This window comes from Georgenia wangjunii (genome assembly GCF_036421975.1).
GTDB lineage: Bacteria > Actinomycetota > Actinomycetes > Actinomycetales > Actinomycetaceae > Georgenia_A > Georgenia_A wangjunii.
In genome coordinates, this window is record NZ_JAZGON010000004.1 from 199,816 (window position 1) to 217,728 (window position 17,913).

Consider the following 17,913-nt stretch of genomic DNA (forward strand, 5'->3'; position numbering starts at 1 on the left):
ACCGGCTGCTCGGGGCAGCCGGCTCGTTATCTAATGAACACGCGGGCCCGGCCACTGTCCTCCGCGACGTTGCCTGCCCGCCCTTGTCGCGATGACGCGCACCGACGCCGGGGCAGGTCACGCGGGGTACGAGAGGGAAACATACTCAAGCCCCGCGCCTCACTCAACTGTATGTAACCCCAGGTCACGGACGTGGCCGCAGGTCAGGCGGCGCCTGCCGACAGCACCGGAAGTGAGATGGACGGCGTGTCGGAAGGTGTGTCGGGCCCCCGGCCCCGCGCCCGGGCGACGACGGCGCTCCGCGGCGCGGCGGCAGTCTCGAGCGAGGGTTGAGGCTCAGGGATCACAGGCTCGACCAGGCGACGACGCCCCGCCGCACGAGGTCCATCGCACGGCGCGCGGTGCGTCGCTCCTCCGCCTGCGGCGCGACGGTCGAGAGCTGGTCGAGGACGTCGAGGACCTGCTTGCACCAGCGCACGAAGTCGCCGGCGCTGAGGTCCGTGCCGGCGAGGACGTCGCTCAGGCCCGCACCGCTGGCCCACCGGTGGACCGCACCGACGATGCCCGGGTCGACCGGGTCCGTCGGGCCGATCCCGTGCTCGCGCTCACGGTCGGCGAGCTCGGAGGCCACCGCGGACGTCTCGCTCACGGCGACGGACAGGACGCCGTGCGGCCCGCCCGCGAGCCGCCCCGGACCGCGCTCCTCCTCGTTGCGCGAGGAGTACACGACCATCGACGTGACGGCGGCGAGGCCGGCGGGGTCGAGGTTGCGCCACGAGCCGCGGCGGAGGCACTCGGCGAGGACGAGGTCCTTCTCGGCGTAGAGGCGGGCGAGCCAGCGCCCGCTGGCCGTGACCTCGAGCCCGCGCGCGCGCTCGATGGGTGCGGCGGCGTCGGCCGTGGGCTCCCAGTCGCCCGGGGAGGCGGGCTCGCCGGGCGTCTCGCCGTCGCGGGGCGCCACGGTGAGGTACCCCAGCTCGGTGAGGAGCTCGCAGACGCGGTCGAAGTCGCGGGCGATCGAGGACGTCCGTGCGTCGATCCGGCGCAGGAGCGCCCGGTGCTCGGCGTCGAGCCGGTACCAGCGCTCCGCCCACCGGGCGTGGTCCTCGCGCTCGGCGCACCCGTGGCAGGGGTGCGCGCGCAGCCGGCGCCGGAGCTCTTCGAGGCCGGTGTCCGCCGGGCCGTCGGTGCGCCGCTCGGCGCGCCCCGCCGTGCCGGGCAGACCGGCGGCGAGCGCGTTGCGCAGCGAGGACGCGAGGTCACGCCGCTCCCCCGGGTCGCGCTGGTTGAACCCCTTGGGCACCTTGACCTGGCCGACGGCGCGGACCCCGGAGGGCACCTCGACGAGCGTGAGCTGACGTACCCGCGGCTCCTCGGTGAGGACGCGCACGCGGGGCCCGTCGAGGCCGCCGCGCTCGGCGTCGAGGACGACGGCCCACGCGGCGCGCCGACCCCGGGCGTACTCGACGATGTCGCCGCGCCGCAGGCCGGACATCGACTCCTCCGCCGCGCGGCGGGCTGCGACGGATCGTGCCCGGGACCCCTCCTTCTCGCGCTCGTTCAGCTCCTGGCGCAGGGCGGCGTACTCGGTGAAGTCCCCGAGGTGACATGTCATGGCCTCGGCGTAGCCGGCGAGGGCCTCCTCGTGCTTGCGCGCCTGCCGCGCGAGGCCGACGACGCCGCGGTCGGCCTGGTACTGCGCGAAGGACGTCTCGAGGACCTCCCGGGCATGGGGGTAGGACATCGCCGTGAGGAGGTTGACGGCCATGTTGTACGTCGGGTGGAAGCTCGAGCGAAGCGGGTACGTGCGGCGCGAGGCGAGCCCGGCGAGCGCGACGGGGTCGACGCCGTCGCTGTAGAGGACGACGGCGTGCCCCTCGACGTCGATGCCCCGCCGCCCCGCGCGACCCGTCAGCTGGGTGTACTCCCCCGGCGTGAGGGCGGCATGGGTGCTGCCGTTCCACTTGTCGAGGCGCTCGAGGACGACCGAGCGCGCGGGCATGTTGACCCCGAGCGCGAGCGTCTCGGTCGCGTAGACGACCTTGACGAGGCCCGCGGCGAAGAGGACCTCGACGGTCTCCTTGAAGACCGGGAGCATCCCGGCGTGGTGCGCCGCGACGCCGCGCTCGAGGGCGCGCGACCACGAGGCGAAGCCGAGCACGGCGAGGTCCTCGACGGGCAGCCCCGAGCACCGCTCCTCGATGACGGCGGCGATCGTGCGCGCCTCGTCGGCGTTCGTCAGGCGGATGCCGGCGTTGACGGTCTGCTCGACGGCGGCCTCGCAGCCCGCACGGGAGAAGATGAAGACGATCGCCGGCAGGAGGCCGGCGCGGTCGAGGTTGTCGACGACGACGGGCCGCGGTGCCGGCCGGACGACCGTGCCGAGGCGCTGCCCGGGCATCCGTCCGCCGTGCCTCCCCCGGCCGCCGCGCTGACGCCCGTGCGTGGGGCCGCTGGCGGAGCGCTGGGCGCGCCGGACCGCGTCGGCGAGGTCGGGGCTGATCGGCGGGTCGGTCCCGGGGTCCGTCGGGTCGACCCGGCTGCTGTACAGGTCGAGGAGGTCGGAGCGGACCATGACGTGCTGCCACAGGGGCACCGGGCGGCGCTCGGAGACGATGACGGCCGTCTCGCCACGGACCATCGTCAGCCAGTCCCCGAACTCCTCGGCGTTGGAGACCGTCGCGGAGAGGGAGACGAGCCGCACGTCGTCGGCGAGGTGGAGGATGACCTCCTCCCACACCGGGCCACGGAAGCGGTCCGCGAGGTAGTGCACCTCGTCCATGACGACGTAGCCGAGGTCGGCGAGCGTCGGGGACCCGGCGTAGATCATGTTCCGGAGGACCTCGGTCGTCATGACGACGACGGGTGCCTCGCCGTTGATCGTCGTGTCGCCGGTGAGGAGCCCGACGTTGCCGGCGCCGTGCACCGCGAGGAGGTCGAGGTACTTCTGGTTGCTCAGCGCCTTGATCGGCGTCGTGTAGAACGTCTTCCGGTCCGCCTGGAGCCCGAGGTGGACGGCGAACTCCCCGACGACGGTCTTGCCGGCACCGGTGGGCGCCGCGACGAGGACGCTGCTGCCCTCCTCGAGCGCCTCGCAGGCGCGGCGCTGGAAGTCGTCCATCTCGAAGCCGAGCCGCGCCGCGAAGCGGGCCAGCTCGCTGCGCTCGGCCTGGGCCCGGCGCCGCGAGGCGGCGTAGCGCTCGGCGGGTGAGGTCATGCCCCGAGCGTACGGGCGAGCACGCGCACCGCATCCGGGTGGACGACGCACTCGAGCGGGAGGGCGCCGACGCGCTCGCCGTCGGCGAACGTCACCGGCGGGGTCGCACCGTGCGCGGGAGCGGCCTCGATGAGGACGCGGCGTGCCCGGTGCACGTGGACGGCGGGGTGGGACAGGTGGGCGCCGGCGTACACCCGCGGGAAGAGCCGCAGGAGCGTGGTGCGGGAGACGCCGTCGGCGATGAGGACGTCGAGGACGCCGTCGTCGGGGACGGCGCCGGGCACGACGCGCATCCCGCCGCCGAAGCTGGCCAGGTTGGCGACGGCGACGAGGGTGCCGGGGCCCTCCCACGCCGTGCCGTCCATCGTCACGCGGTAGCCGTAGGGCGCGTAGCGGGCGAGCTCGGCCAGGAGGCCGCGGACGTAGCGGCCGCCGCCGCGGGGCCAGCGCAAGCGGTTGGCGCGGTCGTTGACGGCGGCGTCGATCCCCGCGCTGAGGACCCCGAGGTACCACCGTGCCGGCGCCTGGCCGGGCGGGCCGACGGCGACGGCGTCGACGGCGCGCGTGACGTGACCCGGCGCGGCATCGAGTGCGCGGCTGATGAGTGCGACGCTCGCCGCGGGGTCGTGGACCGGCAGCCCCAGCTCGCGCGCGACGTCGTTGCCGGAGCCGAGGGCGACGATCCCCAGAGGCACGCCCGTCCCCGCGACGACGTTGACGCCGAGGTGCGCCATGCCGTCCCCGCCGACGACGACGAGGGCCGCGAGCCCCGGGCCGAGCCCGGACCGGGCCCGGACGGCCGCGGTCGCGAGGTCGGGCCCGGACAGGTCGACGACGGGCCGGCCCGTGGCCCGCAGCGCGGCCAGGACCCCGTCCCGGGCGCGCGCCCCGCGACCGTGCCCGGCCGTCGGGTTGAGGACGAGACCGATCCCCGCGCTCATGGCGCGGCGCTGCGCACGGGTGCGGCCACGGGCGCTCAGGCGGGTTCGACGTCGGCCACGCGGGCGTCGACGCGCCGGTCGTGGCGGAAGGCGATGCCCACGGCGAGGAAGTAGAGGCCGCAGATGGGGATGGCGAGGAAGATCATCGTCCACGGGTCCGGCGTCGGGCTCGCGAACGCCGCGAAGGTGAAGATGCCGAGGACCGCCCAGCGCCAGCCGGCGAGGAGCGTGCGCCCCCGCACGACGCCGAGGACGTTGAGCAGGACCATGACGAGCGGGACGAGGAAGGCGATGCCGAACGCGAGGACGACCCGCATGAAGAAGCGGAGGTAGTCCGTGGCGGCCATGTAGTTGAGGGCGCCCTCCGGGGTGAACTCGAGAAGGAGGCGCACGGCGTTGGGCAGGACGAGCCACGCGAGACCCGCGCCGAGGAGGAAGAGGGGGACGCCGGCGCCGACGAACGCGGCACCGTAGCGGCGCTCGCGCTTGGTGAGGCCGGGGGTGAGGAACGCCCACACCTGGTAGAGCCACCACGGGCTCGACATGAACGCGCCGAGCCAGAGCGACATCTTGACCTTCATGTCGAAGGCGGCCGCGGGGGTCGGGAACGTCAGGGCCGCCTGCGTGCCGTCCGAGGAGCCGTCGAGCGCGACGATCGGCGCCTGCATGGCCGCGAAGACGGGGTCGTAGAGGAACCAGCCGCCGACCGCTGCGAGACCGAGGCCGAGGACGGCGAGGAAGAAGCGCCGTCGCAGCTCACGCAGGTGGTCGAGGAGGGGCATGCGCCCCTCGCTGTCCCGCCGGCGCTTGCCGGTGGCCGCGCCGCTGCGCACCTAGCGACGGGGGGCGGGGTCCGCCGGCCCGTTGTGCGAGGGGTCGGTGACGCCCGGCGGGGTCGTGCCGGGCGGCGCGTACCCCGTGTAGCCGCCAGGGGGCGGCCCGTACCCGGTGCGGGCGGCGTCGTCCGCGCGGGTGGCGGTCGGGTCCGCGAGCGGGTCGACGACGGTCGGCGCAGCCGGGCGGTCGTCCTCGCGCAGCTCCGTGACCTCCTTCTTGAAGATCTTGAGGGACTTGCCGACGCTGCTCGCGACGTCCGGCAGCCGCTTCGCGCCGAAGAGGATGAGCACCACGAGGAGCAGCACGAGGATGTGCCAGAACTGGAGTCGCATGGGGTGCCTTTCCGTTCGGATCCGGTCGTGCCGAGTCTACGCACCGCGACGGCCCGGTGGCGGGCAGGGGACGCACGCGCGTGCGAGTGCGGGTGTGCCGTCGCCGGGCGGGACCGCGTCGTGGTGGGCGTGGCTCGCCCCGGGGCGCCGCCGCCGAAGGTCCGGAAGGGCCGGCTGGGTCAGCCGAGACCGACGGCGCGCCAGCGGGCGAGGGCCGCGGCGGCGCGGGTGGCGCGGCGCGTCCGGCGCAGGACGCCGACGCGCCCGCGCTCCGCCCGGGCCTGCGCGAGGGTCACGGGGTCCCCCGTCACACCGGGGACGACGGGGGCGAACGAGGCGGGCCCGCCGACGTCGGAGAGGCGCTCAGCGAGACGGCCGGCGGCGGCGAGCTCTTTGCCGAGCGCGACGGCACGGCGCCACAGCCCCCACCCGAGGAGGGCGAGGGTCGCGAGCGCAGCGAGCGCGAGGAGCGTCCACACGAGGAACCAGGTCACGACGTCGAGGATAGGTCGTCGTAGGCGGAAAGCGCGGCGCGGGCCCGCTGGGTGATCGCCGCGGCGAGGCCGGGCGGGGAGAGGGCGATGACGTCCTCACCGAGCCCGAGGACGAGGTTCGTCAGCCACGCCGGGTCGGCGACGCGCAACCGGATGCGCACGGTGCCGTCGGCGAGGTCCTCGACGGACTCGACGGGATAGCGCTCGGCCACCCACCGGGCGCGCGAGGCGACGACCATCGTCGCGACGAGTGCGGCTTCGGCGAGGTCCGGCTCCACCTCGGCGCCGACGGACGCCGGCTCGTGCTCCGCGGGGGTGCTGAGCACCTCGGCCGCGAGGACGCGGTCGACGCGGAAGTGGCGCACGTCCTGCACCCGGTGGCACCACGCCCGCAGGAACCAGTGGCTCCCGTCCCAGAGCAGCTCGAGGGGGTCCACCTCGCGCTCGGTGACGACGTCCGCGGCCGAGACGTAACGCAGGTGCAGGCGCCGGCGCTCGGCGAGGGCGCGCTGGACGGGCGCGAGCGCCCGGCGGCCGTCGGGGCCACCGACGTGGACGTCGACCGCCCGGGCCGCGTCCGCCGCGGCGCCGGCGGCCTCGGCGAGCTTGGCGGTGGCGGAGGCGAGGACCTCGTCGTCGACGCCCGGCCCCTCGCCGTCGCGGGCGGTGAGCGCGGCGAGGGAGCGCAGGGCGACGAGGAGCGCGAGGGCCTCGGACGGGCTGAGCCGGAGCGGGCGGTCCATCCCGCGCGGGTTGGTCAGCGTGAGGACGTCCCGGTCGAGCTCGTCGGCCGCGAAGTCGATGAGGTCGTCGGGCAGGTACCCAGGCGTGCCGGAGACCCACAGGAGGTTGACGTCGGCGAGCACCTGCGCAGGGGTGACACCGAAGTGCGCGGCCACCTCGGCGACGGGCACGCCCGGGTGCTCGCGCAGGTACGTGATGAGGGCGAGGAGGCGGGTGAGCCGGTCGGCGGTCGTCTCGGCCATCAGGGCGTCCCCTCCCCCGCGGCGCGGGCCGCGTCCGCCGGCTCGGGGTCGCCGGCCGCCGCGTCCGTGAGGCCGGCGTCGGCCAGGCCCGCCGCCGCGCGGAGGCGGCGCAGCACCGCATCCCGCAGGGACGCCGGGGACATGACGAGGACGGCGTCGGCGTAGGTGGCGATCTCTTCGGCCAGCGCCTCCTCGTCCTGGATGGGCACGGTGAGGACGTCACGGCCCGCCCGCTCCCCCGGAGCGCCGACGGCGCGCGCCCGCAGCGCCGAGGCGCGCTCGGGGGTGACCGCGAGCTCGGCGTTGCCGGCGGCGTGCTCGCGCCCGAGGAGGGCCGCGGGGTCGTGCGGGGGCACGGTGAACGCCCCCGGCGGGCCGGCGTGCGCGACGCGGCCGATGACGCGGGAGAGGCGGAAGGCGCGGGGGGCGTCGCGGTCGACGTCGTGCCCGAGGACGTACCACCCGCGGTCGCGGCTGACGAGGCGCCACGGCTGGACCCGCCGTCTGGCGACCTGCCCGGTCGAGGCGGCCCGGTACGTGAAGGTGACCTCGCGCCGGTCCGCGATCGCCGCGAGGATCGGGTCGAACGCGGGCTCGGGGCCGCGCACGCGCAGCGCGAGCCCGGCGTGGGCGTCCGGCTCCGGCGCCGGCCCGACGGCGCGCAGCTTCGTCAGCCCGCGGCGCGCGGAGCCGTGGAGGTGGGCGTCCTGCCACACCTCGGCGGCGAGGGAGAGCACGCCGACCTCGGCCGGGGTGAAGCTGACGGGCGGGAGGGAGTAGCCGGCGGTGTCGATGCGGTAGCCGACGTCGTCCTCGTGGACCGGGTCCGTCTCGGTGACGACCGGGACGCCCATCTCCCGCAGGAGGTCCTTGTCCCGCTCGAACATCCGCTCGAAGGACTCGTCGCTCGTCGCGTCGCGGTAGCCGTTGACGCCCCGCCGCACCTGGGCCTTCGTCATCCGGCCCTGGGCGTGCGTGAGCGCGATGAGGAGGTCGAGCAGTCGCTCGGCCGGTTCGACGCGGGATGCCACCCGCCCACGTTATCCCGCGGACCCGCCCGCCACCCCCCACCCCCTCGCCACGCCCCTCCCCCACCGATCGTGATCATGCAGAGGTGCCGCGACCGGCGAGCAAGCGGCCCCGGCACTTCTGCATGATCACGACCGGGGACGGGGGTGGGGAGCGGGACGCCGCCGGGCTGGCGGTGGCCGGCGCCGGTAGCGTGGTTCGCGTGATCATGTGGCGGGAAGGTGTCGTGCGCGCGGTCGGGCGGGCATGGACGGGCGCGGTCGAGGTCGAGGTCGAGCTGACGGGTACGCCCGGCGCGGTCGCGCCGCACCGAGCGGGCGAGCCGGGCGCGGACGAGCCGGGGCGGGCCGGTGAGCCCGGCGAGCGCGCCGGCACGGGCCGGCTGGACCCCGGTGCGCGGGTGCGCGCGCTCGCCTACCCGGCGCTCGTCGGCGCCCCGGAGGTGGGCGACCGCGTCAGCCTCACGGTCGCGGCCCTCGCGCGCGGCCTCGGCACGGGCGGATACGCCATGGTCGCCGCCATCCCGGACCGGCTCCCCGCCGACCCGCCCCCGGGCGCCGGCCACATCGTCAAGGCCCGCTACACCCCGCTCCAGGCGATGCTCCTCGGCGTCGACGAGCAGGAGTCGCCGTGGCACGAGGCCCTGCGTGAGGCGGACGACCTCGCCGGCCTGCCCGTCGTCGTCGCCGACCTCCACTCGGCCCTGCCGGCCGTCGTCGCGGGCGTGCGTGCCGAGGCGGACCGCACGGGCGCCGCGCCGCCGCGCGTCGCGTACGTCTTGACCGACGGCGGCGCCCTGCCCGCGTGGTTCTCCCGGACGGTGGCCACGCTCCGCGCGGACGGCTGGCTCGCCGGCACGATCACGGTCGGCCAGGCCTTCGGCGGCGACCTCGAGGCCGTCACGCTCCACACGGGGCTGCTCGCCGCCCGCGAGGTCCTCGACGCGGACGTCGTCGTCGTCGCGCAGGGACCCGGCAACCTCGGCACCGGGACCCGGTGGGGCTTCTCCGGGGTGGCGTGCGGGGAGGCCGTCAACGCCGCCGCCGTCCTCGGGGGGCGACCGGTCGCCTCGCTGCGCGTCTCCGGGGCGGACCCGCGCGAGCGTCACCGCGGCATCTCCCACCACTCCCTCACCGCCTACGGGCGGGTCGCGCTCGCGGCCGCGGACGTCGTCGTCCCCGCGTTCGACGGCGCCTCCCCGGCCGAGGTCGACCTCACCGACCTCGGCCGTCAGGTGGCGGAGGAAGCCGCCGCCCTCGCCGAGCCGCACGGGCGCCACCGCCTCGTTCCCGTCGGGACCGCGGGCCTCCTCGACGCGCTGGCCGCCGCGCCGGTGCGGCTGTCGACGATGGGCCGCAGCCTCGCCGAGGACCCGGCCGCCTTCCTCGCCGTCGCGGCCGCGGGCGTCCACGCCCAGCGCCTCAGCCCCGCAGGAGCAGCACGACGACGTTGACGAGCGCGACGACCATCGCCGCCCGGAACGGCCAGCGCCCGCCCCGGGCGAGGCTCGCGACGGCGAGCGCCGCCAGGCCGGCGAGCACGGCCCACCCCCAGCCGGGCGTGGGTCCGGCGGGCCCGACCACCGCGACGGCCGAGCCGGCGAGGAGGACGACGACGGCGACGACCCGGCTCGCCCGCGCCCCGAGGCGGTGCGGCAGCCCGCGTACCCCCGTGGCGGCGTCCTCGGCGAGGTCCGGCAGGGCGTTGAGCAGGTGCGCGCCGACGCCGAGGAGCGCACCGACGGCCATCATCCACACCGGCGGCAGCACCGGTTCGGGGCGGGCGAGCCACGCGACGGCCGGCAGCGACCCGAATGCGACGGCGTAGGGCAGCCAGGACACGGCTGTGCCCTTGAGCCCGGCGTTGTACGCCCAGCCGGAGCCGGCCAGCAGGACGAGGTGGACGAGGCCGGGCGCGACGCCGAGCGCGAACGAGGCGACGACGGCGACGACGACCGCCCCGGCAAGAGCCCGGCGGGCGGTCCTCGCCGTGAGCTCGCCCGAGGCGAGCGGCTTGTCCCGGCGGCCCACCGTCCGGTCACGGCCGGCGTCGAGGAGGTCGTTCGTCCAGCCGATGGTCAGCTGACCGGCGAGGACGGCGAGGGCGAGGACCGCCGTCGTCGTCCCGGGCAGGCCCGCGACGACGGCGAGGAGCACGCCCAGCGCCGTGACGGCGACCGTCGGCGCGGGATGGCTGGCCCGCGCCAGGGCGAGAGAGGTGCGCACGACACGAGGGTATGGGGCACTTACGCTCGGGCCATGACCCACGTCCTCGCCGTGCAGCCGGTGCTGCCCCCGCACCGGTACCCGCAGGCGGAGCTCGCACCGGCGATCGCCGACCTCATCGGAGCCCAGGGCGCGACCCGCAAGGTCCTCGAGCGCATCCACGCCAACTGTGGCGTCGGGCACCGGAACGTGGCCCTCCCCCTCGAGGAGTACGCGGGGCTGACGGACTTCGGTGCGGCGAACGACGCGTTCATCGCCGCCGCCGTCGACCTCGCCGCCGAGGCGCTCACCGGCGCGCTCGCGGCGGCGGGTGTCGCCCCCGACGAGGTCGACCTCGTCCTGTCGACGACGATCACCGGCATCGCGGTCCCCTCCCTCGACGCGCTCGTCGCCGCGCGGGTGGGCCTGCGGGAGGACGTGCGGCGGGTCCCGATCATCGGCCTCGGGTGCGCGGGCGGGGCGGGCGGGCTCGCGCGCGTCCACGACTACCTCCTCGGCCACCCGCGCGATGTGGCGGTGCTCCTGTCCGTCGAGCTCTGCTCGCTGACGATCCAGCGCGAGGACACCTCCGGGGCGAACATCGTCGCCAGCGGCCTCTTCGGGGACGGGGCGGGCGCCGTCGTCGCCGTCGGGGACGAGCACCCGGCGGCGGGCGGCGCCCCCGGCCCCGCGGTGCTCGACAGCGCGAGCCGGCTCTACGCCGGGACCGCCGGCGTCATGGGATGGGCGATCGGCGCGAGCGGGCTGCGGATCGTCCTCGGCGCCGAGGTGCCCGACCTCGTGCGCGGGCGCGTCGGCGGCGACGTCGACGCGTTCCTCGCCGGCCACGGGCTCACCCGGGACGACGTCGGCTGGTGGGTGTGCCACCCCGGCGGCCCCAAGGTCCTCGAGGCGCTCGAGGACGCGCTCGAGGTCGAGCGGGAGGCGCTCGGGCTCACGTGGGCCTCGCTGGCCCGGGTGGGCAACCTGTCGTCGTCCTCGGTGCTCCACATCCTCGCCGACACCCTCGCCGAACGTCCCCCGGCACCCGGCTCCATCGGCATGATGATGGCCATGGGTCCCGGGTTCGGCCTCGAGCTCGTCCTGCTGAGGGCGTGATGGCGACGACGACGAGCCTCGTGCTCTTCACGGTCCTCATCGCCGCCGTCGGCCTCGAGCGGCTCGCCGAGCTGGTCGTCGCCAAGCGCAACGCGGCGTGGAGCTTCGCGCGCGGCGGGCGCGAGAGCGGCCAGGGGCACTACCCCGTCATGGTCGTCCTCCACACCGCGCTCCTCGTCGGGGCGCTCGTCGAGGTGTGGACGACGCGCCCGGCGTTCGTGCCGCTGCTCGGGTGGACGATGCTCGCGCTCGCGCTCGGTTCGCAGGCCCTGCGGTGGTGGTGCATCACCACGCTCGGGCCGCGCTGGAACACCCGGGTCATCGTCGTGCCGGACCTGCCGCTCGTCACGGGCGGGCCGTACCGGTGGTTCGCGCACCCCAACTACGTCGCCGTCGTCGTCGAGGGCTTCGCCCTCCCGCTCGTGCACTCCGCGTGGACGACGGCGCTCGCCTTCACCGTCCTCAACGCGGCCCTGCTCACGGTGCGGATCCGCACGGAGGCCGAGGCCCTGCGCGCCGCGCCCGCGGCATGAGGCGCCCGGACCTCGTCGTCGCGGGCGGCGGGCCGGCGGGGCTCGCGACGGCGCTCTACGCCGCGCGCGCCGGGCTCGACGTCGTCGTCCGCGAGCCGCGGGCCGGGACGATCGACAAGGCGTGCGGCGAGGGCGTCATGCCCGGCGGGCTCGCGCGCCTCGTGGCGCTCGGGGTCGACGTGCCGGGCGAGGACCTGCGTGGTATCCGCTACGTGGCGGGCGCCCGGCACGCCGAGGCGCTCTTCCCCGGGTCTCCCGGGCGCGGCGTGCGCCGGACCACCCTGCACGCGGGCCTGCGCGCGGCGGTCGAGGCCGCGGGTGTCGTCGTCGAGGAGCGGCGCGTCGTCGAGGTGCACCAGGACGACGACGGCGTCCGGGTCGACGGCACGCCCGCACGGTTCCTCGTCGCCGCGGACGGCCTCCACTCCCCCCTGCGGAGGGCGCTCGGGCTCGACCGGGCCGTGCGCGGCCCCCGGCGCTTCGGGCTGCGCGCCCACGTCGAGGTCGCGCCGTGGACGGACCTCGTCGAGGTGCACTGGGCGCGCGGGGCCGAGGCGTACGTGACGCCGGTGGGCCACGAGCAGGTCGGGATCGCCGTCCTCACCGCCGAGCGCCGGCCCTACGCCGAGCACCTCGCGGCCTTCCCCGGGCTCCTCGCGCGGCTCGAGGGGCGGGACCGGGCCCCGGTGCGCGGCGCGGGCCCGCTCCGGCAGGCCAGCACGCAGCGGGTGGCGGGGCGGGTGCTCCTCGTCGGGGACGCGAGCGGGTACGTCGACGCCCTCACCGGCGAGGGGATCACGCTCGCACTCGCGCAGGCCGCCGCGGCGGTCGAGGCGATCGTCTCCGGGGACCTTCACGCATACGAGGCGCGCTGGCGCACGGTGACGCGGCGCTACCGGCTCCTCACCGAGACGCTCGTGCGCACGACGCGCGCGCCCCTCGCCCGGCGCGCGATCGTCCCGCTCGCGGCGATGGCGCCACCGCTCTTCGCCGGCGCCGTCGCGGAGCTGGCGCGGCCGCTCTGACCGCGGCGCGGCGCAGCGGCCCGGACCACACCCCTCAGGACGAGGTGTCGCGGCCCTCGTGGACGGCGACGAGGGTCGCGAGGCGGCGAGCCTGCTGGGCCGCGCGAGCGCCGTCGGCGCTCTGGATGCCCATGACGGCGAGGGTGCCGCCGTCGGCGAGGTCGAGCTGGACCCAGGGGCGGCCGTCGCCGAAGCGGACGGAGATGATCTCGGCCCACGCGAGCCGGCGGCTGAGGATGAGGTTGCGGACCGTGAGTCCGTTCTCGTCCGGGACCGCCGCGACGCTGTACTGCCGGTAGCAGAACCAGCAGATGAGCAGCGCCGTCGCGGCCGTGCCGATCTGGTCGCCAATCTCGAACGCGACGTTCTCGAGCCCCGGCATGAAGACGATGATCGCCGCCGCCCCGAGGAGGGTGAGGAGGATGAGCACGAGGCTGACCACCCGCGCCGCCCGGGGGCGGAACGGCGCGTACAGCTCCGGCGGCACCGTCATAGGCGCGAGGCGTGGATCGTCGTCACGATGATCGCGCGGGCGCCGACGTCGTACAGCTCGTCCATGACCCGGTTCGTGTCCTGCCGCAGCACCATCGAGCGCACGGCGACCCACTCGCCGTCGTGGAGCGGGGAGACCGTCGGGGACTTGAGGCCCGGCGTGATCGCGACCGCGCGCTCGACGTTGTCGACGTGGACGTCGTAGTCCATGAGGACGTACTGGCGGGCGACGAGAACGCCCTGGAGGCGGCGGTCGAGGACCGTGAGGCCAGCGCTCTCCCCGCTGTCGGCGGGCTTGATGAGCACCGCCTCGGAGTGCAGGATCGGGTCGCCGAAGACCTCGAGACCCGCCGCGCGCAGCGTCGTGCCGGTCTCGACGACGTCGGCGACGAGGTCGGCGATCCCGAGCCGGACCGAGGACTCGACGGCGCCGTCGAGGTGGACGACCTCCGCGTCGATCCCACGGTCCGCGAGATAGCGGCCGACGAGGACGTCGTAGCTCGTCGCGACGCGCTTGCCCTGCACCTGGGACAGGTCGGTGATGACACCGGCGGGCGCCGCGAAGCGGAACGTCGAGCGGGCGAAGCCGAGCGAGCGGTGCTCGACGGCGGCGACACCCGAGTCGAGGAGGAGGTCGCGGCCGGTGATGCCGACGTCGACCGTCCCGGACCCGACGTAGACGGCGATGTCGCGGGGGCGAAGGAAGAAGAACTCGACGTCGTTCTTCGGGTCCGGGAGCACGAGCTCGCGGGAGTCGCGGCGCTGCCGGTAGCCGGCCTCGGCGAGCATTTGGGAGGCGGGGTCGGACAGGGATCCCTTGTTCGGGACGGCGATGCGAAGCACGTGTGGTCTCCGGGGTCGGCGGGCGGTGGCGGGGAGGGCGCAGGTGGTGCGGGCGCCGGTGGTGCCGGCGCCTGTGGTGCGGGAGAGCGTCGTTGCCGGCGCTCGCGGCGCAGGCGCTCAGAGGTGCTTGTAGACGTCCTCGAGGGTGAGGCCCCGGGCGATCATCATGACCTGGACGTGGTAGAGCAGCTGCGAGATCTCCTCGGCCGCCGCCTCGTCGCTCTCGTGCTCGGCGGCCATCCAGACCTCGGCGGCCTCCTCGACGACCTTCTTGCCGATGGCATGGATCCCGGCGTCCAGCTGGGCCACGGTTCCGGAACCCGCCGGGCGGGTCGCTGCCTTGTCCGCCAGCTCGGCGAAGAGGTCGTCGAAGGTCTTCACGCTGCCAGGGTAGTTGGTCGGGATCGGGCCGTGCGCGCGCCCTCCGCGGGGTGGGCGCGGAGGAGGGGCCTCGTGGGCGCGCCGGAGGGGCACCGCGGCCGAGCCGCCCCACGTGGTCAGGCTGGCGGAAGGAGGTCCGCCGTGACGGCCTCGTCGACGTCGACGGGGCCACCGAGGAGCCCGCGCGCCTCCATGAACTCCGCCATCGCCGACCACGTCGCGAGGTCGACCGCGCCCGGCGAGGCTCCGCCGTCGCCGTCCCCTGGGCCGTCCGCCGTGTACAGGGCCACCGTCGCCTCGAGCGTGGCGAGCGCGGCGGCTCGCTGGTCCGCACCGGTGAGGCCGGGGATGTGCTCAGCGGCGACCTCGACCGCGGCCTCGGGGTCCGCCACGATGTCTGCCACCCCGCGGAGCGTCGCCTCGACGACGGCGGCGACGGCGGCGCGGTCGTCCGCCAGCGCCCTTTCGTGGGCGCCGAGGCCGATGCCGACGAGCGGGACGGCGCCGTCGTCAGCCGTGAGGGGGATGAGGCGGACGTCGAGGCCCGCCCGCTCGAACTGGACGGCGTCGTTGTTCGCGAACCCCATGACGGCGTCGACGTGGCCGGCGACGAGGGCCGCCTGCTGGGTGAAGCCGATGTGCTGGACGTCGACGTCGTCCTCCGCGAGCCCGGCGTCCGCGAGGAGCGCGAGGAGCCCGAAGTACGTCTCGCCGAACGGTCCCGGGATGCCGACGCTGCGTCCGGCTAGGTCGGCCGCCACCTCGATGTCGGAGTCCTCGGGCACGATGAGGACCACCGGGTAGGACTGGTAGAGGGTGGCGACGTTGACGACGGGCACCCCGGCCGCGCGCGCCTGGAGCATCTCGTCGCCCCCGGCGACGACGACGTCCTCCTCCCCTGCCTCGAGCGCGCCGAAGAGCGACTCGGCGGCGCCGTGGTGGCGCAGGGTGACGTCGACGCCCGCCTCCTCGTAGTACCCGGCCTCCTCGGCGACGTAGAACGGCGCGAACTGGATGTCGGGGGTGTACGTGAGGCCGATCGTCACGTCGCTGGGGTCGGTCGTCGGGGTGCCGGTGCCGGTGCCCGTGCCGGGCGACGGGTCGTCGGCCGGGTCCGCGCTGCAGGCCGCGAGGACGAGGGCGCTCACGACCGTGAGGGCCAGTGCGGCGGTCGCGCGGACCCGGGCCGTCCGGCGACGGCCGGTCCGCGGACCGGCCGGGCGCTGCGGGGGGACGGCGGGCAGGAGAGGGGCGGTACGGTGGGTGCCGTCGACGGGGATCATGGGGTGCTTCCTCGGGGTGGGGTGCGGGGCGGGGACGGGCGCGTGGCGCCGTCCTGCGTGGCGGGCTGGGCATCGGACGCGGGCGCCACGTGTGCGGCCGCGGGCGTGGGGGCGGGGGCGACGTCGTCGGGCGCGGAGGTGGGGCGGTCGCGCTCGTGGGTGACGTCGTCGGGCGCGGAGGTGGGGCGGTCGCGCTCGTGGGTGACGTCGTCGGGCGCGGAGGTGGCGCCGGCGGGCGACGACGGAAGAGGCGCCGGCGTCGAGGTGGAGCCGTCCGCGACGGGGCCGGCCGGGCGCGCGCCGGCCCGGGTGCGGGAACGGCGCGGGAGCCGATCGGGGCTGGTGAGGCGTTCGACGAGACGCAGGAGCGAGTACATCCCCACGGCGAGGACCGCGAGCACGACGAGCGTAGAGAAGAGGCCGGTGGTGTCGGCGGAGTCGCTCTGCACGGACAGGACGAGACCGAGGCCCTCCCCACCCATGACGAACTCCCCCACGACCGCGCCCGTCACGGAGAGCGTGAAGCCGTTGCGCAGGCCGGTCAGCAGGCTCGGCATGGCGAGGGGCACCTCGATGTGGCGGAGCATCGCCAGGCCGGAAGCGCCGTCCATGCGCGCGGCGTCGATGAGCTCCTGGTCGAGGGTGCGCATGCCCAGGATCGTGGCGAGGAGGATCGGGAAGAAGACGAGGAGGGCGCACAGGAGCACGACCGGGAAGAGCCCGTACCCGACCCAGATGACGAGCAGCGGCGCGAGCGCGACGGCGGGCAGCGCCTGTGACGCGGCGATGTACGGCTGGAGCCCCGCGGCGGCCCAGCGGTTGCGCGCCACGAGGTACCCGAGCGGGAACGCGATGACGGCGCCGAGCGCACTCCCGAGGAGCGCCTCGACGAGCGTGACGAGGGTGTACCCGACGAGCCCGCCCTCGCTCAGCTCGAGCCAGAGCCGGGCGGCGACGTCGGTCGGCGCGGGGAGGAAGAACGGCGGGACGAGGCCGGTGCGCGAGACGGTCTCCCACGCGAGGAGGGCGACGAGGCCGAGGACGACCGGAGTGGCCAGGACGAGCCGGCGGGTCCTGCGGTGGCGCGTCAGGGTTCGCGCGAGCGAGGCGTCGCGCTCGGTGCGCCGTCGTGCCATGAGTCCTCCCGGTCGGTCGCGTGACCGGGGTAGGCGAGCGCGAGGTCGCGCTCGTAGGCGTCGACGGCATAGCCGCAGACGCCCGTGCTTCCTCCCATCCGGACTTTGACCGTCGGTCCTGGAGTTCCACCAGGTCAACCGGCACCGGTGCTGCTGGTGCGCGGCTCGCGGACTATCACCGCCGGTTCGGAGTTACACCGACCCCGGAGCACGTACTTGCACGTGCAATCGTGCCATACCGGCTCGGGAGGCGGGCGAGGGGCGGCGGGTGCGCGTACCTGCCCGGCGCTCAGGGGCGTCTGCGGTCATCGCCGCAGACGGATGTCGAGCGTCGGCGCAGGAGGGCAGGGCTGCCGGGTGTGGTGCCGGGGCCAGCTCAGTGCTGGTGCTTGCTCGCCAGCTCGCGGAGGGCGTCGACCTCGGCCGCGGCGTCGTCCGCACCGTAGACCGCGGAGCCCGCGACGAAGACGTTCGCCCCGGCGTCCGCGGCGCGCTCGATCGTCGCCCGGGAGATGCCACCGTCGACCTGGAGCCAGACGTCGAGCCCGGCCTCGGTGATGGCACGGCGGGCGCGGGCGATCTTGGGCAGCGTCCCGTCGATGAAGGACTGGCCGCCGAAGCCGGGCTCGACGGTCATGACGAGGATCATGTCGAACTCTGCCAGGAGGTCGAGGTAGGGCTCGACGGGGGTCGCCGGGCGGAGCGCGAGACCGGCGCGCGCGCCGGCGCGGCGCAGCTCGCGGGCCAGCCGGACGGGCGCGGAGACCGCCTCGGCGTGGACGGTGACCGAGGCGCAGCCGGCCTCGGCGTAGGCCATCGCCCAGCGGTCCGGGTCCTCGATCATGAGGTGCGCGTCGACGGGGATGGGGCTCGCCTGGACGATCCGCTCGACGACCGGCAGGCCGAGCGTGAGGTTCGGGACGAAGTGGTTGTCCATGACGTCGACATGGGCCATGTCCGCGTTCGCGATCTTGCGCAGCTCGCCGCGCAGGTCGGAGAAGTCGCTGTTGAGGATGCTCGGCGTGATGGCGATGGACACGCCTCGACCCTACCGGCGGGAC

The 17,913-nt window shown here is 75.7% G+C and carries 18 protein-coding genes and 1 riboswitch; of the genes, 4 read left to right on the plus strand and 14 right to left on the minus strand.

Annotation, left to right across the window (positions count from 1 at the left end; translation table 11 throughout):
• Positions 1 to 343 precede the first annotated feature (343 nt).
• The 7 genes from V2J63_RS08875 to V2J63_RS08905 form a co-directional block, all read right to left on the minus strand.
• Positions 344 to 3,217, minus strand: coding sequence for a DEAD/DEAH box helicase (locus V2J63_RS08875; RefSeq protein WP_331230665.1), 2,874 nt, complete (start codon positions 3,215 to 3,217; stop codon positions 344 to 346).
• Positions 3,214 to 4,158, minus strand: a complete 945-nt coding sequence (locus V2J63_RS08880) for a diacylglycerol/lipid kinase family protein (protein ID WP_331230666.1) — start codon at positions 4,156 to 4,158, stop codon at positions 3,214 to 3,216. Before V2J63_RS08880 ends, V2J63_RS08875 begins: the two co-directional genes overlap by 4 nt.
• A 35-nt stretch (positions 4,159 to 4,193) precedes the next feature.
• Positions 4,194 to 4,991, minus strand: coding sequence for a twin-arginine translocase subunit TatC (gene tatC, locus V2J63_RS08885; RefSeq protein WP_331230667.1), 798 nt, complete (start codon positions 4,989 to 4,991; stop codon positions 4,194 to 4,196).
• Complete coding sequence (gene tatA / locus V2J63_RS08890) at positions 4,992 to 5,327, minus strand: Sec-independent protein translocase subunit TatA (RefSeq protein ID WP_331230668.1); 336 nt, start codon at positions 5,325 to 5,327, stop codon at positions 4,992 to 4,994. It abuts the gene before it with no gap.
• A 179-nt stretch (positions 5,328 to 5,506) separates the two neighbouring features.
• Complete coding sequence (locus tag V2J63_RS08895; protein ID WP_331230669.1) at positions 5,507 to 5,821, minus strand: hypothetical protein; 315 nt, start codon at positions 5,819 to 5,821, stop codon at positions 5,507 to 5,509.
• A complete protein-coding gene (locus V2J63_RS08900; RefSeq protein WP_331230670.1) occupies positions 5,818 to 6,807 on the minus strand; it encodes a helix-turn-helix transcriptional regulator in 990 nt (329 codons plus the stop codon). The genes V2J63_RS08895 and V2J63_RS08900 overlap by 4 nt, the downstream gene beginning before the upstream one ends.
• Entirely contained in the window at positions 6,807 to 7,838 is a 1,032-nt protein-coding gene (locus tag V2J63_RS08905; protein WP_331230671.1) for a helix-turn-helix transcriptional regulator, read from the minus strand. The genes V2J63_RS08900 and V2J63_RS08905 overlap by 1 nt, the downstream gene beginning before the upstream one ends.
• Positions 7,839 to 8,038: 200 nt before the next feature.
• On the opposite strand from V2J63_RS08905, the gene V2J63_RS08910 reads away from it, so the two are divergent.
• Positions 8,039 to 9,289, plus strand: coding sequence for a DUF3866 family protein (locus V2J63_RS08910; protein ID WP_331230672.1), 1,251 nt, complete (start codon positions 8,039 to 8,041; stop codon positions 9,287 to 9,289).
• Here the strand turns inward: V2J63_RS08910 and V2J63_RS08915 are convergent.
• On the minus strand, positions 9,258 to 10,061 hold the full coding sequence (locus V2J63_RS08915) for a UbiA family prenyltransferase (RefSeq protein WP_331230673.1): 804 nt from the start codon (positions 10,059 to 10,061) through the stop codon (positions 9,258 to 9,260). The genes V2J63_RS08910 and V2J63_RS08915 overlap by 32 nt on opposite strands.
• A 33-nt stretch (positions 10,062 to 10,094) precedes the next feature.
• Between V2J63_RS08915 and V2J63_RS08920 the strand changes: the two genes are divergently transcribed.
• From V2J63_RS08920 to V2J63_RS08930, 3 genes are read left to right on the plus strand one after another with little or no spacing between them, the layout of a single operon-like run.
• Positions 10,095 to 11,159 (plus strand): type III polyketide synthase, encoded by a 1,065-nt coding sequence (locus V2J63_RS08920; RefSeq protein WP_331230674.1) that lies wholly within the window; start codon positions 10,095 to 10,097, stop codon positions 11,157 to 11,159.
• On the plus strand, positions 11,159 to 11,692 hold the full coding sequence (locus V2J63_RS08925) for an isoprenylcysteine carboxyl methyltransferase family protein (RefSeq protein ID WP_331230675.1): 534 nt from the start codon (positions 11,159 to 11,161) through the stop codon (positions 11,690 to 11,692). Before V2J63_RS08920 ends, V2J63_RS08925 begins: the two co-directional genes overlap by 1 nt.
• Entirely contained in the window at positions 11,689 to 12,717 is a 1,029-nt protein-coding gene (locus V2J63_RS08930; RefSeq protein WP_331230676.1) for an NAD(P)/FAD-dependent oxidoreductase, read from the plus strand. Before V2J63_RS08925 ends, V2J63_RS08930 begins: the two co-directional genes overlap by 4 nt.
• A gap of 34 nt (positions 12,718 to 12,751) precedes the next feature.
• Here V2J63_RS08930 and V2J63_RS08935 read toward each other — a convergent pair whose 3' ends face one another.
• The 6 genes from V2J63_RS08935 to rpe form a co-directional block, all read right to left on the minus strand.
• Positions 12,752 to 13,210, minus strand: a complete 459-nt coding sequence (locus V2J63_RS08935; RefSeq protein ID WP_331230677.1) for a PH domain-containing protein — start codon at positions 13,208 to 13,210, stop codon at positions 12,752 to 12,754.
• Positions 13,207 to 14,052: an ATP phosphoribosyltransferase gene (gene hisG / locus V2J63_RS08940; RefSeq protein ID WP_331230678.1), complete on the minus strand. Its 846-nt coding sequence runs from the start codon at positions 14,050 to 14,052 to the stop codon at positions 13,207 to 13,209. Before hisG ends, V2J63_RS08935 begins: the two co-directional genes overlap by 4 nt.
• 117 nt (positions 14,053 to 14,169) lie before the next feature.
• Positions 14,170 to 14,433, minus strand: coding sequence for a phosphoribosyl-ATP diphosphatase (locus V2J63_RS08945; RefSeq protein WP_331230679.1), 264 nt, complete (start codon positions 14,431 to 14,433; stop codon positions 14,170 to 14,172).
• Between the two features lie 116 nt (positions 14,434 to 14,549).
• Positions 14,550 to 15,716 (minus strand): ABC transporter substrate-binding protein, encoded by a 1,167-nt coding sequence (locus tag V2J63_RS08950; RefSeq protein ID WP_331230680.1) that lies wholly within the window; start codon positions 15,714 to 15,716, stop codon positions 14,550 to 14,552.
• Entirely contained in the window at positions 15,713 to 16,852 is a 1,140-nt protein-coding gene (locus V2J63_RS08955; RefSeq protein ID WP_331230681.1) for an ABC transporter permease, read from the minus strand. The genes V2J63_RS08950 and V2J63_RS08955 overlap by 4 nt, the downstream gene beginning before the upstream one ends.
• Before the next feature lie 81 nt (positions 16,853 to 16,933).
• A riboswitch (FMN riboswitch) is annotated at positions 16,934 to 17,067 on the minus strand.
• A 161-nt stretch (positions 17,068 to 17,228) separates the two neighbouring features.
• A complete protein-coding gene (rpe, locus tag V2J63_RS08960) occupies positions 17,229 to 17,891 on the minus strand; it encodes a ribulose-phosphate 3-epimerase (RefSeq protein ID WP_331230682.1) in 663 nt (220 codons plus the stop codon).
• Between the last annotated feature and the right edge of the window lie 22 nt (positions 17,892 to 17,913).

Coding starts and splice junctions, on each gene's coding strand:
- V2J63_RS08920 (WP_331230674.1), top strand. CDS start 10,095: ATGACCCACGTCCTCGCCGTGCAGCCGGTGCTGCCCCCGCACCGGTAC.
- V2J63_RS08880 (WP_331230666.1), bottom strand. CDS start 4,158: ATGAGCGCGGGGATCGGTCTCGTCCTCAACCCGACGGCCGGGCACGGT.
- V2J63_RS08900 (WP_331230670.1), bottom strand. CDS start 6,807: ATGGCCGAGACGACCGCCGACCGGCTCACCCGCCTCCTCGCCCTCATC.
- V2J63_RS08930 (WP_331230676.1), top strand. CDS start 11,689: ATGAGGCGCCCGGACCTCGTCGTCGCGGGCGGCGGGCCGGCGGGGCTC.
- V2J63_RS08925 (WP_331230675.1), top strand. CDS start 11,159: ATGGCGACGACGACGAGCCTCGTGCTCTTCACGGTCCTCATCGCCGCC.
- tatA (WP_331230668.1), bottom strand. CDS start 5,327: ATGCGACTCCAGTTCTGGCACATCCTCGTGCTGCTCCTCGTGGTGCTC.
- V2J63_RS08950 (WP_331230680.1), bottom strand. CDS start 15,716: ATGATCCCCGTCGACGGCACCCACCGTACCGCCCCTCTCCTGCCCGCC.
- V2J63_RS08935 (WP_331230677.1), bottom strand. CDS start 13,210: ATGACGGTGCCGCCGGAGCTGTACGCGCCGTTCCGCCCCCGGGCGGCG.
- V2J63_RS08955 (WP_331230681.1), bottom strand. CDS start 16,852: ATGGCACGACGGCGCACCGAGCGCGACGCCTCGCTCGCGCGAACCCTG.
- V2J63_RS08875 (WP_331230665.1), bottom strand. CDS start 3,217: ATGACCTCACCCGCCGAGCGCTACGCCGCCTCGCGGCGCCGGGCCCAG.